The sequence below is a fragment of the Streptomyces coeruleorubidus genome, assembly GCF_008705135.1.
Taxonomy (GTDB): Bacteria; Actinomycetota; Actinomycetes; order Streptomycetales; family Streptomycetaceae; genus Streptomyces; species Streptomyces coeruleofuscus.
Map to the genome: position 1 here is coordinate 3,345,566 of NZ_CP023694.1, position 16,232 is coordinate 3,361,797.

Annotated in this window: 10 protein-coding genes; 1 reads left to right on the forward strand and 9 read right to left on the reverse strand. The window is 71.8% G+C overall.

Annotated elements, in window-relative coordinates; genetic code table 11:
• Positions 1-25: 25 nt before the first annotated feature.
• From sbnB to CP976_RS15425, 7 genes are all read right to left on the reverse strand, one after another.
• The gene (gene sbnB, locus CP976_RS15395) at positions 26-1,093 is read right to left on the reverse strand and encodes a 2,3-diaminopropionate biosynthesis protein SbnB (RefSeq protein ID WP_150480875.1); all 1,068 of its coding nucleotides are present in this window, start codon (positions 1,091-1,093) and stop codon (positions 26-28) included.
• On the reverse strand, positions 1,090-2,106 hold the full coding sequence (locus tag CP976_RS15400; protein WP_150480876.1) for a TauD/TfdA family dioxygenase: 1,017 nt from the start codon (positions 2,104-2,106) through the stop codon (positions 1,090-1,092). The genes sbnB and CP976_RS15400 overlap by 4 nt, the downstream gene beginning before the upstream one ends.
• Positions 2,107-2,136: 30 nt before the next feature.
• Positions 2,137-4,599: a non-ribosomal peptide synthetase gene (locus CP976_RS15405; protein ID WP_150480877.1), complete on the reverse strand. Its 2,463-nt coding sequence runs from the start codon at positions 4,597-4,599 to the stop codon at positions 2,137-2,139.
• Positions 4,599-7,133 (reverse strand): Pls/PosA family non-ribosomal peptide synthetase, encoded by a 2,535-nt coding sequence (locus CP976_RS15410; RefSeq protein ID WP_150480878.1) that lies wholly within the window; start codon positions 7,131-7,133, stop codon positions 4,599-4,601. The genes CP976_RS15405 and CP976_RS15410 overlap by 1 nt, the downstream gene beginning before the upstream one ends.
• Positions 7,134-7,273: 140 nt before the next feature.
• Entirely contained in the window at positions 7,274-8,413 is a 1,140-nt protein-coding gene (locus CP976_RS15415) for a serine hydrolase domain-containing protein (RefSeq protein ID WP_150480879.1), read from the reverse strand.
• A 91-nt stretch (positions 8,414-8,504) separates the two neighbouring features.
• Positions 8,505-10,262 (reverse strand): TIGR03767 family metallophosphoesterase, encoded by a 1,758-nt coding sequence (locus tag CP976_RS15420; RefSeq protein WP_150480880.1) that lies wholly within the window; start codon positions 10,260-10,262, stop codon positions 8,505-8,507.
• A 231-nt stretch (positions 10,263-10,493) separates the two neighbouring features.
• A complete protein-coding gene (locus CP976_RS15425; protein ID WP_229875208.1) occupies positions 10,494-10,961 on the reverse strand; it encodes an NUDIX hydrolase in 468 nt (155 codons plus the stop codon).
• A 219-nt stretch (positions 10,962-11,180) separates the two neighbouring features.
• Between CP976_RS15425 and CP976_RS15430 the strand changes: the two genes are divergently transcribed.
• Complete coding sequence (locus CP976_RS15430) at positions 11,181-14,477, forward strand: S8 family serine peptidase (protein ID WP_150480881.1); 3,297 nt, start codon at positions 11,181-11,183, stop codon at positions 14,475-14,477.
• A gap of 67 nt (positions 14,478-14,544) precedes the next feature.
• Here CP976_RS15430 and CP976_RS15435 read toward each other — a convergent pair whose 3' ends face one another.
• Both CP976_RS15435 and CP976_RS15440 read right to left on the reverse strand, forming a co-directional pair.
• A complete protein-coding gene (locus CP976_RS15435) occupies positions 14,545-15,474 on the reverse strand; it encodes a hypothetical protein (RefSeq protein ID WP_150480882.1) in 930 nt (309 codons plus the stop codon).
• A 1-nt stretch (position 15,475) separates the two neighbouring features.
• On the reverse strand, positions 15,476-16,012 hold the full coding sequence (locus CP976_RS15440) for an RNA polymerase sigma factor (RefSeq protein WP_059420040.1): 537 nt from the start codon (positions 16,010-16,012) through the stop codon (positions 15,476-15,478).
• Positions 16,013-16,232: the final 220 nt, after the last annotated feature.

Here is a 16,232-nt window from a genome sequence, read left to right on the forward strand (position 1 = left end):
GCCGGACGGCGGACGGGTGCCGTCCTCAGCCGTGCCGGCTCAGTTCGTGAAAGAAGTCGTCGATGACCTGCAGTCCTCCGGAGCGGGCCACTTCGTCGTAGACGTAGGAGCCGACCGCCAGGTCCAGCACGCCCAGGCCGAACGGCGAGAAGACCGCCGGACGGTCGGGCGGGACCGTCACGCGGCCGGCCATCACGTCGTCGAGCGTGCCGAGCAGGAAGTCGCGGTTGCCGGTGAGGCGTTCGGTGAGGTGCGGCGAGGTGGCGGCCCTGAGGCAGTGGTCGATGTCGTCGACGACGTTGGTGGCGCTGAGCAGCACCTGCGGCGCCAGGTCGCGCAGCGACACGTGCAGCACCACCGGGTTGTGCCGGAACCACGACGGCTCGGTGATGTGCGGCCGGTCGGCGACCGTGGCGAAGACGATCAGGTCGCTGAGCCGGATCAGCTCCTCGGCGCTGCGGTGCACGGTGACGCGTCCGACGGCCCCGGACTGCTCCAGGTAGGTGCGGAAGCCGGCAGCGCTGTCGGGGGACAGGTCGTGCACACCGATGGTGTCGAAGGTCCAGCCGGTGCCCTCCAGGTACGTGTGGATGTAGCGGGCGATCAGACCCGCCCCGACGAACCCCAGGCGGGCGGGGCGGGGTCGTCCCCTGCTGAGCCGGTCGGCGGCCGACGCGGCGGACGCCGCGGTCCTGGCGGCGCTGATGATCGAGCTCTCCATGCAGGCGAAGGGGTAGCCGGTGGTGGGGTCGTTGAGGATGAGGACGGCTGACGCCCGGGGGATGCCCGAGGTGACGTTGGCGGGGAAGCTGGAGATCCACTTCAGTCCGTCCACCCGGCCCTCGCCGCCGAGCGAGGCGGGCAGGGCGATGATCCGTGACGTCGGCCGGTCGGGGAAGCCCAGGAAGGAGGACGGCGGGTTGACCGTGCGGCCGGCGCCGTGCAGCCGGTAGGTCGCCTCGACGACCTCCACCACGGTCTTCTCCCGTCCCTGGAGCACCTCCTTGACCTGGCTTCCGGGGACGACGGCGAAGGACGGCACGGCCGGGGTGTCCGTCCGGGCGGTCTGCGGTGCGGTGTGCAGGGTGGTCATGCCGCTTCCCTCCCCGTCCGCGGTTCCGGAAGGCCGGGGCGCACGGGGTCGGCCATCGCCACCACGATGTTCCGCGGCCCCCGGTACGCCTCCCGGCTGTGCGCGGTGCGGATGTTGTCCACGAGCATCAGGTCCCCGCGCTGCCAGGGCCGGCGCACGGTGTGGGCTTCGTACGTCTTGTTGATCTGCTCGACGACGTCCGGGGGCACCGGATCGCCGTTGCCGTAACGGGTGTTGAAGGGCAGCCCGTCCGGTCCGTACTCCTCGGTCAGGAACTCCCTGACCTCGGGTGCCATCGTCCACTCGTTCAGGAACGCGATCTGGTTGAACCAGCAGTGCCGGCCGGAGACGGGGTGCCGCACGACGGCGGGCCGGTGCTGGCGCGTGCGCAGCGAACCATCCGGCTGCCAGGACCAGTCGATCGCGTGGGCACGGCAGTAGGCCTCGACCGCGTCGCGATCGTCGGTGCCGAAGGACTGACCGAGCGTCGCGCCGATCCCCTCGTTGTAGGCCCTGTCGAGCAGCCAGCCCTCCCGGGCGAAACGGTCGACGAGTTCGGCGGGCAGCGCGTGCAGCACCTCCGTCGCGTCGGCCACCGCGGTGGCACCGCCTTCGTCGGGCGGCTCCAGACACGCGAACATCAGCAGGCCGGGACACTCGAAGGCGTAGCTCAGTTCGTGGTGCATGCACATGGGCTGGTTGGGCGGCCATGCCGAGGACGAGTAGACGCCGTCCGCGTGGCGGTCGCGGGCGGCGAACGCCTCGCGTTCGGCCACGGGGCGCTCGGCCACCTGGCGCAGGACCGACTCGACGTCGGCCGGGGTGCGCAGGCCGAGACCCCGGACGACGAGGGCCCCCCGCTCGGCGACGAGTTCACGCAGCGCGTTCCGCCGGCCCGCCGCCCAGGCCGCCGCGTCCGTGGCGTCCCCGGTGTCTGCGGCATCGAGGACCGGAAGGCCGTCCGGAGCCGGTGCCGTGGTGGCCCTGTTCTTGCGGAAGAGTGCCGACAGCATGGGGATCTCCTCTCGTACTCCTCGTGTCCGTCACGGTTCTCCGCCGGTCCGGCTGTCGATCAGCTCGGCCAGGTCGGCCAGTACGGGACGGCCGGCGAGGTCGCGCGGGGAGATCACCCGGCCCAGCGAGACCGCCAGCCGTACCGCCGACAGGGAAGTGCCGCCCAGGTCGAAGAAGTTGTCGTCCCGGCGGATCCGTCCCGGCGGCAGGCCGAGTTCCGCCTCCCATCGCGCCGCGAGCCGCCGTTCGGCCGGCGTCCGCGGGGCGCCAAGGGCATCCCGGGCCGGACCGAGGTCCTCGGCGAGCGCCGCGAGCGCCTTGCGGTCGGTCTTGCCGTTCGCTGTGAGCGGCAGGCGGTCCAGCCGGTGGAAGGACGACGGGATCATGTACGCGGGGAGCAGGTCCCCGAGCCGTTCCCGCAGGTCCTCGGCGGTCACCGCTCCCGCGCTCGTGCAGAAGGCCGCCAGCTGGCGGGCGTGCCCTTCCGCGCCGGTCACCACGACCGCGCAGTCCGTGACGCCGGGCACGCGCAGCAGCGCGTTCTCGACCTCGCCGATCTCGACCCGGAACCCCCGGATCTTCACCTGCGCGTCCCGGCGGCCGAGGAACTCCAGTTTTCCGTCGGGCCGCCAGCGGCCGAAGTCTCCCCCGCGGTAGAGCCGCCGGCCGGGGCGGTGGGGGTCGGGCAGGTAGGCGAGCCGGGTGCGTTCGGCGTCGTTGACGTAGCCGCGGCCGACGCACACCCCGGAGAAGACGATGGCGCCGGGCGCCCCGAGCGGAACCGGGAGCAGATTGTCGTCGACGACGTACTGGTACACGTTGGCGATGGGCCGGCCGAGCGGGATCCGGTCGGTGGCGGGCGGCCGGTCCATCACCTCGTGGTTGGTGTCGTCGGAGGTCTCGGTCAGTCCGTAGGCGTTGACCAGTCGCACGGCGGGACCGGTGGCGAACCACCGCTGGACCAGCTCCGTCTTCAGCGCCTCGCCGGTGACGGACACACACCGCAGGTCCGGCAGGTCCCGGGGGCGGCGTTCCAGGGCGGACAGGATGACGTCGAGATAGGACGGCACCAGTTGCAGGACGTTGACGCGGCCCTCGATGATCGTGTCAAGGAACCGGTCCGCGTCGAGGATGGCGTCCTGCTCGACCAGCAGGGTCCGCCCGCCCGTCATCAGCCCCGCGAGCAACTGCCACAGCGAGATGTCGAAGCACTGTGAGGCCGTCTGCGCCACCACGGTGCCCTCGCCGATGCCCAGGTCGTCGATCTTGGCGTACAGGTGGTTGAGCAGGCCGGCGTGCTCGCACATGGCGCCCTTCGGCTCCCCGGTGGAGCCGGAGGTGAAGAAGACGTACGCGAGCCGGTCCGCCGGTATGTCCAGGCCGAGGTCCGTTCCGTCGGTGGCCCGGTCGGTGACGCCCGGGACGAGCAGCCGCCGGGTCCCGGGGAGCGATGCGAGCGCCCGGTCCAGCTGCCCGGTGCTGTCCGGTTCGGTGAGGACGTACGAGCAGTCGGCGCGGGTGAGCATCGCGGCGATGCGGCCGGGCGGGTGACGCGGGTCGACGGGCAGGTACACGCCGCCGGCCTTGAGGACGCCGAGCACGGCGGCCGCCCAGTGGAGGTCGCGCTCGGTCACCACGGCGACCGTGTCCTCGGGTCCGAGCCCCTCGGCCAGCAGGGCGCGGGCCAGCCGGTTGGCCCGTGTGTCGAGGTCCGCGTACGTCAGGCCGCGGCCCTGGTGGACCACGGCGACGGCGTCCGGCACCTTGCGCACCCGCTCCTCGAACAGCTCGTGGAACCGGCGGTCCGGCAGCGCGCGGTGCGGCCCCGCCAGCCCGTCGAGCTGGAACCGGAGTTCGTCCGCGGACAGCAGGCTGCGTCGGTCGTGGGGGGCGTCGGGATCGGCGGCGATCGCCTCCAGTGCGGCGAGGTGGTACCCCCCGATCCGCGCGGCACAGTCCGCGTCCAGCAGGTCCGTCCGGTGACGCAGGCGCAGCAGGAGCCGGCCGCCCTCCTCGCCCGCCGAGACGCCGAGGAGCACGCTGCCGTCCGCCGGGACGGTGACCTCCTGCCCGGCCGGGGCGAACACCGCTTCGGCTCCGGCCGCGGACGGCGAGCCGGTCCCGGGCGACGGCACCGCCGCCTCGGCCCGCCGGGCTTCCAGGACCAGCCGGCGCCAGGTGCCGGGCTCGACCGTCAACTCGAAGGGCAGCGGCCCGGTTCGGCCCGGGAGCAGACAGCCGCTGCGCACGTCCGGATCGCCGGAGAGCAGGGCGAGCACCTTCGCGTGTGCCGCGAGGAGGATCGCGGTGAGCGGCACCCCGAGTTCACGGGCCCGCCCGCGCAGGGTCGCCGTCACGTCGCCGGGAACGCTCCTGACGTGCTCCCCGGTGCCGGGCACCGGCTCCTTCGCCCATCGGGGCACGGCCGTGAAGCCGCCCTCGGCCCTGCTGTCGCTTCCGGGGACGCGCGCGTCGGTCGCTGTCGCCGCCATCACCGCGCACCTCCGCTTTCGTCGAGGGGACGGGCAGGATTCCCCGCCCAGCGGGCGTTCTCGGGAACCGTCTCGCCCTTCATGAGGAAGGAGTCAGCCGCCAGCACGGCACTGTCGCCGACCGTCACTCCGTAGTGCACGAGCGCTCCGACGCCGAGGGTGCAGCCGGCGCCGAGCGCGCTGCGGTCCGACTTGAACGTGCCGTCCTCCTGGGAGTGGCACTGCAGGACACTGCCCGAGTTGAGGGTGCAGCCGTCCCCGATGGCGACCATGGGGCGCTCCGTCATGTGGCAGCCGTCGTCGAAGACCCGCGCCCCGATCCGGACGCCCAGCAGGCGCCACACGACGGTCTTGTACGGGGTGCCGTCGAGGATGTGCAGATAGGTCTCGGACGGGACCTTCCAGTACCGCTCACGGCGCCAGAAGCGGCGGTCGTAGATCGAGCAGAACAACGGCTCCGGTGGGTGCGCGGCGATGACGGCCCGCTCGAGGAGGACGTAGTACAGGAAGGTGAACGGCAGCAGGGCGGCGTTGGCGAGCGCGAGGGCCACTGTGCCCCACGCGGGGTACCGGCTCGCGGCGAGCGCGAAGAGCAGGGTGACGCAGAAGAAGTACAGCCATCCCGTGAGCAGATGGCATGCCATGGTGACGGCGTTGTGCCGGTTCTTGGCCGCGAGGGCCCGGCGCAGGGCGTCCCCGTCCTTGAGTTCGTCGAAGGTGCTGTCCCGCGCCACCGACCGCGGGATCTCGAAGCAGGGGGAGCCGAGCAGTCCCACGTCGTACCGGAGCGGTCCGCTGACGGGGACGGCCACCTTGGTGGCGAGGAGGCAGTTGTCGCCGGTCCGGCCTCCGGCGGGGTAGGCGATCCGGTTCCCGAGGAAGTTGTGCGCCCCGATCACGGTCGGCGACAACCGGAAGGAGGTGCTGGAGTACTCGGCGTTCATCAGGGACAGTCCGTCCGCGACCATGGTCCCGGTGCCGACCCTGCTCAGGTAGGGGCTCTCGTGCTTGACCGCTGTCCCGAAGTTCGAGCCGGTCTGCTCCACGGGAGTCAGGCGATAGCCGATCCAGCGCAGGTAGTGCACGATGCAGGAGCTGTCGCCGAACAGACGCGTCAGGGATTTCCTGTTCGTCATCAGGACGATCGTCCGGTGCACGGAGTAGTGGAAGCCGAAGAGCGGGTACGTCCGGCCGGGCCGGACCAGCAGGCCCAGCAGCCGAGGGACGGTGGCCAGGACGACGAGAGCGGCGATCACGCCGCCGAAGAAGACCACGGCCGTGACCACCAGCAGGTCGGCGTAGAGCACCGTGGCCCCGCCCTTCGCCACCACGGATCCCTCCAGCATCCGGGAGAGCAGCACGTCCAGGCAGCCCACCGCCAGCGGCAGGTACACCAACAGCACCGTGAGCAGCAGCAGGGTGCCGTGGACCGCTCGGCGTGCGGTGCCGCACCGGGCGGGCTCCACCTCCTGGAAGTCGCCGTCCGCGGGCTGGGCCGGAGAGCCCTGCCAGTGTTCGCCGTCGGGGACCGCCTGGCCGGTGTGCAGGGAGGACGCGTGCCCGAGCCGGGACGCGTCGCCGAGCCGGGTCCCGATGTCCAGCACGGTCACCTCACCGACGACCGCCCCCCGGCCCAGGGTGACCGGCCCCGTCTCGATCACCCCGTCGGCCGCGTTGTAGCAGCTCATCAGCGCGTCCTTGCGGACGAGCGTGCCGTCACCGACGGTCAGCAGATCGGTGCAGACGGGAGCGGAGCGGGAAAGGATCGTCACTCCTGTGCCGATCCGCGCGCCCAGGGCCCTCAGGAAGAGGGGGTAGAGCGGCGACCCGGCGAACAGGACCAGCGGGCTCGACCGGATCAGTGTCTTGACCAGCCAGAACCGGAAGTAGGTGAAGCTCCAGACGCGGAACCGGCGTGGTGTGAACCGGCCGAACAGCAGCCACTTGGCGATCAAGGGCAGGGCGCACAGCACGAGGAGCAGCGCGGCACCGAACACCACGCTCCGCAGGTAGGCGTCGAGCAGGTGAGCGTACGCGGAGATCCATTCGTAGCCCTGGGCGGTGACGGCGGCGACGAGGAAGGCGTAGCCGAGGAAGGCCAGAAGCTGGAGTGCCCCGCAGAGCACGCGGTGCGGGCGGCCCGTCGGCGGCGCCGGTGCCGGGGCCTCGGCCTGCCGCCTGGGCAGTGCCGGTCGGCCGGGCGTCTCGGATTCGGGTGGCGGCGGGGTGCCGTCGAGCAGTGCGACCGCAAGGCCGCCGGCGGTCGGGTGCCGGTAGACGTCGCGCATCGACACCGGCGGCAGGTCCGGCCGGTTCCTCACCCGCGCGCAGAAGTGCGCCATCACCAGCGAGTCGGCGCCGAGATCATCGAAGAAGTTGCTGTCGAGCGGCACCTCGTCGAGCTGGGCGACCTCCGCCAGCAGCGCGGCGAGCCGCTCCGCCGCAGCGGATACCGCGGGATCCGGCGGCGCTTCGCGGGGCCGGGCTCCCTCCATGACGCCCCTGGCCGCCTCCTGGAGTTGCTGTCCCTTCATGAGGAGGACCCCCTCGGCTGCGACTGTCGCGTGCCCTTCCTCGCTGGGAATTCGGAGCCAGGCAGCCGAGGGATGGAGGGTCCGGGTGTTCTTCTCGCATGATGAGCGGGCCTCTCACCAAGCGGACAGGCGGCACCGTCCTACGTGTCGCAGAACTCCGCATCGATGATCGCTTCGGTGCTGCCCGACCAGTCGCCGTTGAGGTTGGCGGCGAGGGAATGGCGGCCGTCCTCGGTCGTCACGGCGGTCGACTGGGAGCCGCTGATGCCGCCGTCGTGACCCCAGACGTGGACGCCGCAGCTGAGCTCGCGGTCGACGAGCCCCAGGCCGTAGCGGCTGGTCTCCCGGCTGGAGGGAACCGTGGTCTTCATCTCCTTCAGCTGCTCGGGCGGGAGCAGCCTGCCACGGAGCAGGGCCGAGTAGAAGCGGTTCAGATCGGCCGAGCTGGAGACCATCTGACCCGAGCCGTAGGCCAGACGCGCGTTCAGCTCCGTGACGTCGTACGTCGGGCCCGTGCCCGTCTCGGCCAGCTTGGAGTAGGCACGGCTGCTCGGCCGGGGCACGGTGACCCGGGTGGTGGGGACGGACGTGGAGGTCAGGTGCAGCGGGGCGATGATGCGCCGGTCGATCTCGTCGCCGTAGTCGTTGCCCGTGGCCTTCTCGATCACCCGCGCGGCCAGGAGGTAGTTCGTGTTGGAGTACTCGAACGACCTGCCCGGCGCGAAGTACGGCTCGTTCGCCAGGGCGTAGGCGAGCAGTTCCTCGGGGTCCGCCTCGTCGAACCGGTGCTTCATGAAGCCGTCCGCGGTCATGTACGTCCGCTGGAAACCGGGGTCCGCCAGGTAGTCGAAGATGCCGCTGGTGTGGTTCAGGAGCCGGCGGAGGGTGATCTTGCGGCCGTCGTGGCCGTTGCCCCGCACCACGCCCGGCAGCCACTTCTCCACCGTGTCGTCCAGCGACAGCCGTCCCTCCGCCTCCAGTTGCAGGACGACGGTGGCGACGAACGTCTTGGAGATGCTGGCGACGCGGTAGTGGTCCCGCGTCGAACGCGGCTTGCCCGTCTCGAGGTCGCCCACTCCGGCCGTGGCCGCCCAGGCGCCGTGCCCTCGCTGCGCTCTCACGGTCACGCCCGGGACGCCGTCGGCGACCGCGGCCCGCATCGCCTGCCGGGTCGCGTCGTGGCCGTCCGTGGGCGGGGCCGCGACCGCGGGGCCCGCCAGGGCCGCCGACAGCGCCACGGCCGTCACCGCCGTCAGGATCGTGCGTGTCCGTCTGTTCATGCCCCGTACCCCCGTCACGTCGAGCGGTGTCAGGGGGTGGGACCCGAGCCGCCGGGGCGGAGTTGACCGGTCCGGGCGGGTTGGGCGGGATTCAGCCCTTCTTCAGTACCAGCTCGGTGTTGCGGTCCTCCGGGTCGCCGCCGAGGGCCGTGCTCGCGCCGGGGGCGTTGAGGGACAGCTCGCGGTAGAGGGCCGCGAGGCCGGTCTGGGAGAGGTCGGAGAAGTCCGTGCGGTGCGGGGCCGAGGACTCCACCAGCGTGGTGAACAGGGAGACCGTGCCGTCCTTGTTGTCGGCCAGCTCGATGATGCGGGCGAGCTGGGGATAGTCGACGTGGGAGGCCGTGGAGACCTCCCAGAAGGAGCCGCCGCCGGACATCGAGTGCGGGGTGATGACGTTCTTGTGGATGTGGCCGTTCACCCAGGCGAGCACGTTGCGGTGGCCGCCGAGGAGGGCGAGGACCTCCTGGCCGTTGTGCCGGCGCTCGTGGGGGCGGGCCGGGTCGGTGCGGGTGTTCGTCATCGTCTTGCTGGTGTGATGGCTGAAGATCACCGCGTAGGAGTCCTTGTTCTCCCGCAGTGTCCGGTCGAGCCACTTCAACTGGGCCGTGCCGAGCGAGCCTTCGTAGTGGCCGCCCGCGTCGGTGGTGTCCAGGCTGATGCCGATGACGTCGTCGGAGACGCGGAAGGCGTAGTACTGGGTGCCCGTGTCGAGGTTGGCGGAGGAGTAGCCGTGGCCGGCCGGGCCGATTCCGCGGTAGGCCGGGTCCAGGTGCGCCTGGATGTACTCGGTGGGGGTGAAGGGGGCGCGGCTCTCGTCGGGGGTGACCGAGCGTGTGGACCGGGCGTGGGTCTTGAGGAAGTCGTGGTAGCGGACGCCCTCGGGGTCCCGGGCCTTCTTGATGAGGGTCTGGAGCCGCTGCGCCTCGGCGGCGGACACGTTCATCAGCTTCTTGCCGCCGACGGCGAGTTCGGTGAGGAAGGAGTCGCCGTGCGAGGCGTAGCAGCCCATCGGCATGGTGTCGTGGTTGCCGACGGTGGAGTACCAGGGCAGGTTGAGGCCGGGGCTGCGGACCTCGCGGATGGCGGCCTTGAGGAAGCCGTCGAGGTGCGGGAAGCCGGCCTGCTTGTCGGTGTCGCGGACCGCGGCGTCCGGCTGCCAGTACAGCTTGAGGCCGCTGTTCTGGACGCCCTCGTACCGGCGCGGGTCCCCGGTGTTGGGGGTGATGCGCCCGCCGCTCATGACCTTCAGGAACCACTCCAGCTCGGACTTGGCGTTGTTGTCCGTGTTGTCGCCGGTGGTCATGGCGAAGTGCAGCGGGCTTCCGGTGACGGGCGCGCCGCGCAGCGCGTTGATCCGTTCCACCAGCGCGATCGCGCCCTGCACGGTCAGTGCCTCGTGCGGCCGCCAGGCGTGCACGTCGGCGGAGCGCAGGTACTCCAGGCGCAGCGGGTGCTGGGCGTCGATGATGTGCAGGTCGGTGAGCTGGACGAACGCCGCGAGCGCGGTACGGCGCCCGGCGCGGCCGGACTTGGGCGCGGCCAGGTCGGAGCGCACGACCCGCTGCCAGCCCGGTCCGTCGCCCAGACGCCGGTAGCCGGAGCCGCGCGGGGTGGACACGGACGCCACGGTCGTGCCCTTGGTGTACGGGGCCAGCGGCGCGGCCGGTGCCCGGCGGGAGGAGGCGGCGACGGCCTCGGTGGTTTCCCTGGTGCCCGTGGCGGCCTGGCTGTCGCTGGGCCGCAGGGCGTAGCCGACGCCCGCGGACAGGGCGACCGCTCCCGTGGCGGCGAGGACGGAACGACGGTGGATGCCCTGGCCGGAGCCGGCGACTGAGCGTGTGCGCGACATGCGCTTCTCTCCCCGAGTGCGAACGCGTCGGCAGTGGTCGCGGGATGTCCGGCACGCGAACATCCCGCTCGTACTGGATCGTTGGCACTGGGAATGACCTGCGCGTAAACGGGGTGGCAACGCGCAGCGCCGATCACCGTACGTGGATCTTGGACTACCCTGCGCGTCGTCGGCCGCTCCGGGAACGGCCGGGAGCCGGTCACGCGGTGTTCATCTTCCGGGGTACTGAACCTATTCGGCGTCCTCCATGACGTCGGCGAGCCGTCCGGTGGCCGGCCGCTCCCGCCACAGGCGCAGTGCTATGTCGACCATCCCCACCCGGACCAGTCCGGGCACCGCGTCCAGGTCCTGCCAGGCGGCGAGGTCGGTGGAGCCGTTCACCTCGTTGCGCAGTTCGCCGCCGATGATCCGGCCCTCGTAGACGAAGCGGACGGCGTGATGGTCGACGGCACGTCCGATGCCTTCGCGGAAGACGCGGTGGGAGGAGTCCACGCCGAGCAGTCCGGTGACCTCGATGTGGTACCCGGTCTCCTCCTCGACCTCCCTGCGCACGGTGTCGTAGGGGTCCTCGCCGTGCTCCATGCCGCCGCCGGGCATGACCCACTCGGGGGTGCCGTCGGCGGCGGGGGAACGGGCGAGCAGGATCTGTCCGTCACGGACGCATACGGCGTAGGCCGCCACCCTCAACTTCTGTCTCACTCCGGGACGTTAACCGATTTCGCCGCCTTCGGGACTCATGCCCGCAAAACGCATCGCGGGTTTTCCCCATACATCCATTTCGTTTCGGTCAAGGCTCCCCAAAGAACCTCCCCTTACGTAAAGCTGTGCGATCGTCCGGGCCTGCGTTCCGGACGGTCGCGACCAGGACCGATCGGCCCCGGTCGCTCCCGCTCGTTCCTTTACCTACAAGGGATGCCGATGACCAACACCCCCCAGCGTGACCTGATATCGGCCCGCAGACGCGTGGCACGCGTCGCCGTGGCCGCCGGTCTCGTCGCCGCGCTCTCCGCGGCCGGGCCGGTCCCCCTCGCCTTCGCCGCCGACGAGCCGGGCGCGTCCGCCCCGGCCGACACCGACGTCAAGTCCGCGCACGCCAAGCTCGGTTCGGGCGACGCGGACCTGCTCGCCGAGGCGAAGGCGGACGGCGACAAGACCGTCACGATGATGGTCGCCACCGCGCCCGGGCAGACCGAGCAGGTCGCCGGGCAGCTGGACGCGGTCAAGGGCGGCGCGGTCGGCCGGACCGACGACAAGCTGGGCTACGTCCGCGCCACCGTCCCGACGTCCCGGGCGGACTCCGCCATCGCCGCCGCCGTCAAGCTCTCCTCCGTGCACGGCATCGACCTGCGCGAGGAGATCCCGCTGGACGACCCGACGCCGGCCGCGGACGCCGCCAAGGGCGCCAAGGCCGCCGCGGGGACGTACCCGGCGCCGGGGAAGAAGACCCCCGCGGAGAACCCGTACAACCCGTCCTTCGAGACGGGCGCGGTCGACTTCGTCGAGGACCACCCGAAGGCGGACGGCCGCGGCATCACCATCGGCATCCTGGACTCCGGCGTCGACCTCGGCCACCCGGCGCTCCAGAAGACCACGACCGGCGAGCGGAAGATCGTCGACTGGGTGACCGCGACGGACCCGGTCGTCGACAACGACAACACCTGGCGCCGGATGGACACCTCCGTCTCCGGCCCCACGTTCACGCACGACGGCAGGACGTGGCAGGCCCCGTCGGGCTCGTACCGGGTGAGCACCTTCAAGGAGTCGTACACCACCGGCGGTGACGCCGCGGGTGACGCCAACCGCGACGGCGACACCACGGACGCCTGGGGCGTGCTGTACGACCCGGCCGCCGGCACGGTCCGCGTCGATCTGAACAACAACAACGACTTCGGTGACGACACCGCGATGAAGCCGTACAAGGACGGCTTCCAGATCGGCTACTTCGGCACCGACGACCCGAAGACCGACGTCGCCGAGCGGCAGCCGTTCGTCGTCGAGATCCGCAAGGACGTCGTCTACAACGGCGCCGGCGCGAAGGCCGACTTCGTCAACATCGGCGTCATCGAGTCCGAGCACGGCACGCACGTCGCGGGCATCACCGCCGCGAACGGCCTGTTCGGCGGCAAGATGGACGGCGCCGCGCCGGGTGCCAAGCTCGTCTCCTCGCGCGCCTGCACCTGGTCCGGCGGCTGCACCAACGTCGCACTCACCGAGGGCATGATCGACCTCGTCACCAAGCGCGGCGTCGACATCGTCAACATGTCGATCGGCGGCCTGCCGGCGCTGAACGACGGCAACAACGCGCGCGCCGAGCTGTACACGCGCCTGATCGACACCTACGGCGTCCAGCTGGTGATCTCCGCGGGCAACTCCGGCCCCGGCACCAACACCATCGGCGACCCGGCCCTGGCCGACAAGGTGATCTCGGTCGGCGCCTCCGTCTCCAAGGAGACCTGGGCCGCCAACTACGGCTCGGTCGTGGAGAAGAAGTACGCGCTGATGCCGTTCTCCTCGCGCGGCCCGCGTGAGGACGGCGGTTTCACCCCGACCCTGGTCGCCCCGGGCGCCGCGATCAACACCATCCAGACGTGGATGCCGGGCCAGCCGGTCGCCGAGGCGGGCTACTCCCTGCCGGCCGGCTACGGCATGCTCCAGGGCACCTCGATGGCCTCCCCGCAGGCCGCCGGCGCCGCCGCGCTGCTGCTGTCGGCCGCCGAGCAGAAGAAGATCGAGCTCACGCCGGCGACCCTGCGCACGGCCCTCACCTCGACCGCCGACCACATCAAGGGTGTGCAGGCGTACGAGGAGGGCGCGGGCCTGATGAACATCGAGGACGCCTGGGACTCGATCCGCGACGGCGCGACCTCCCACGCGTACACGGTGAAGGCGCCGGTCGACACCGCGATGGACGACAAGCTCAAGACGCCCGGCTACGGCACGGGGCTGTACGACCGTGAGGGCGGCCTGAAGGCCGGCCAGAAGAAGACGTACGAGATCACCGTGACGCGTACGTCCGGCGCCGACAAGGCGGTCCGGCACGAGCTGCACTTCGAGAACAACGCGGGCGGCACGTTCCGGATCGTCGGCTCCGACGAGGTGAAGCTGCCGCTGAACAAGCCGGTCACCGTCAAGGTCCAGGCCGCGCCGAAGTCCGCGGGCATCAAGAGCGCGATCCTCGAGGTCGACGACCCGAAGACCGAGGGCATCGACAGGCAGGTCCTCAGCACGGTCGTGGTCGCGGCGCCGCTGAAGTACACGTTCTCCGCGTCCGGTTCGGTGCAGCGCAACAGCTCGCGGCACTACTACGTCACCGTGCCCGAGGGCGCGAAGACGCTCGAGGTCGCGATGAGCGGGCTGAAGGACAAGAGCCAGACCCGGTTCATCTCCATCCACCCGTTCGGCGTCCCCTCCGACCCGACGTCGACGATCAACTGCTACCCGAACTACGCGAACCCGGCCAACACCTGCCGCCCGGACCTGCGTTCCTACGCGAACCCGCAGCCCGGCGTGTGGGAGATCGAGGTCGAGTCGCGCCGTACGTCGCCGCTGCTCGACAACCCGTACAAGCTCGATGTCGCCGTGCTCGGCGCGGCCTTCGAGCCGGAGACCGTCACCGTGCCCGAGGCGAAGGTCGGCACCCCGGCCGCCGCCTCCTGGAAGGTGACGAACGGCTTCGCCCCGATCGACGGCAAGCTGGTGGGCGGTTCGCTCGGCTCCTCCAAGACGACCCGGCCGTCGATCAAGGACGGCGAGACGCAGACCATCACGGTCGACGTGCCCGCGGGCGCGAAGTCGCTGGACGTCGCCATCGGCGGTGTCTCGGACGCGGCCGCCGACCTGGACCTCGCGGTCTACGACGCCGCCGGCAAGCAGGTCGGCAGCTCCGCGGACGGCGACTCGGAGGAGTCCGTCTCCGTTCCCTCCCCGGCCGCCGGCAAGTACACGGTCAAGGTCGACGGCTACTCGGTGCCGGCCGGCACGACCGAGTACGACTACCGGGACGTGTTCTTCGCTCCCTCCCTCGGCAGCATCACCGTCGACGGTTCGGCGCCGGTGAAGCTCGGCACGGGCGACTCGGCGACGGTCTCGGGCAGCGTTACCGCCGCCGCGGCCGCGCCCGAGGGGCGTGTGTTCTTCGGCGAGGTCCAGCTGGTCAACGCGCGCGGGACGGCCGCGGGCGTGGGCAGCGTGAAGATCGAGAAGGTCCTGCCGTAGCGGTTCGACGGCATCAAGAGGGCGGGCGTCCGGACGGACGCCCGCCCTCGGCGTTTCCGCCCTGTGCTCACTCGCAGGGAAGGGTTCCCGACTCGGGAAGGGCGGCGGCGATCCGGGCCCGCTCGGGGGCGATCTCCTTCTCCCCTGCCTTCCACAGGTCCGGCTGGGCCTGCCCGCGCGTGATCCCGACGAGGACGCGTTCGCCCGGCCGCGGCTGGGGTGCGGCGCCCTCGTCCATGGGGAAGACGACCCGGTCCTGGCCCTTGGCGGGCTTGTAGTACCGGTCGACGTCCACGGTGACGCGGTCCTGGCCCGTGCCGGGGACGGGTTCGACCTCGGCGACGGTGCCCTCGGCCACGAGCCGGGCACAGGCGAGGTAGCCGGCGCGCCCGGGCCCGGATTCCTGAACACCCTGGCGCGAACCGGCCGCGGAGTCGGCGGCCGAGTCGGAGCCGGAGCCCGAGTCCTGCCCCGACCCGCTACCGCCCTGCACGACGAGCCATCCCATACCCACGACGACAGTGGCGGCCACGGCAGCGGCGAGCCCGCGCAGCACCACGACGAGGGGCCGGGGCCGGCTGCGCCGCCCGGACGACGACCCGACACCGCTCCGCTGCCCGGGCCGGCCCCCAGTTGCCCGGGGCCCCACGGGCAGCCCCCTCATCGACGGGTCGACGGCCGCCCCCGGCCCGTCGGCGTGCGGGCCGGCCGCCGGCCCCGCCTCCCCCCGAGCCCGCGCCCCGGCCTCGCTCCCGGCGCCGGGCTCCCCCTCGGCCCCGGCCACGTCCGCCCCTGCGTCGCGCGCCAGGGTGTCTCCCAGGAGCAGCAGCTGGTCCCGCAGCTGTGCCACGTCCGCCATGGCCGCGCGGTGGGCCGTCATGAAGGCCGGGTCCCGTCGAGCCCCCTCCGGCAGCGGGTCGTCGACGAGCGCTGCCATCAGCGCGTCCATGCCGTCGTAGTCGGCGTCGCGCCGGCCGTCGTCGTTCCGGGCGGGCATGTCACACCACCTCGTCCTCGTGCAGGCGGGCGCGCAGAGCCCGTACCGCCGTGTGCAGCCTGCTCTTGACCGTGCCCTCGGGGACGCCGAGCTGCTCGGCGATGGACCGGACCGGCAGGTCGGCGTAGAAACGCAGCACGACGACCTGCCGCTGGGCGTCGGGCAGCTCGTCCAGGCCCTGGGCGACGGCGACGGACAGCACGCTGGTGTCCTCGCCGGAGGGGTGCTCGAGCTGCCGCAGGGCGGCCAGCCGCTCCCCGAGGCGCTCCTGGCGGCGCTTGGCCCGGTGCCAGTCCATGGCCAGGTTGGAGGCGACCACCGCCGCCCACGCCGAGACGTCCCGCGGCGCCTCCCGGCCGCTCGCGGCCCGCTCCAGCAGCCGCAGGCGGACCTGCTGTACCCCGTCCGGCAGGTCCGCCTGCGGCACCCCGCCCAGCGCGAGCACCGCCCGCACCCGGCGCTCCTGTGCCGCGTCCAGCGGATCGTCACCGGTCCCGGCGTGCGCCTCCCTGCCCCGCCGGGCCCTTCCGCGCAGCAGCACAAGCCACCCCCCTCGCCGTGTTTCTCCTAGGACGCCGGCACCGCCCGGAACGTTCGGTCCTCTTTCCGGCGGGCGGCAGAGGCGTACGTCACACTTCCGTGTGGCCGAGAACAACAGGGGCAGGCGACCTTGCGGCGTATGACCCCCGGCAGACGAATTTATCCAGCTCAGCAGGGGTGGACGCCGAATGTCCGCAACCATGGAACGGGACACGTCG

Bases quoted from the DNA above. Each gene is read 5' to 3' on its own strand.
- sbnB (WP_150480875.1), bottom strand. From the start codon at position 1,093: ATGACCACCCTGCACACCGCACCGCAGACCGCCCGGACGGACACCCCG.
- CP976_RS15400 (WP_150480876.1), bottom strand. From the start codon at position 2,106: ATGCTGTCGGCACTCTTCCGCAAGAACAGGGCCACCACGGCACCGGCT.
- CP976_RS15405 (WP_150480877.1), bottom strand. From the start codon at position 4,599: ATGGCGGCGACAGCGACCGACGCGCGCGTCCCCGGAAGCGACAGCAGG.
- CP976_RS15410 (WP_150480878.1), bottom strand. From the start codon at position 7,133: ATGAAGGGACAGCAACTCCAGGAGGCGGCCAGGGGCGTCATGGAGGGA.
- CP976_RS15415 (WP_150480879.1), bottom strand. From the start codon at position 8,413: ATGAACAGACGGACACGCACGATCCTGACGGCGGTGACGGCCGTGGCG.
- CP976_RS15420 (WP_150480880.1), bottom strand. From the start codon at position 10,262: ATGTCGCGCACACGCTCAGTCGCCGGCTCCGGCCAGGGCATCCACCGT.
- CP976_RS15430 (WP_150480881.1), top strand. From the start codon at position 11,181: ATGACCAACACCCCCCAGCGTGACCTGATATCGGCCCGCAGACGCGTG.
- CP976_RS15435 (WP_150480882.1), bottom strand. From the start codon at position 15,474: ATGCCCGCCCGGAACGACGACGGCCGGCGCGACGCCGACTACGACGGC.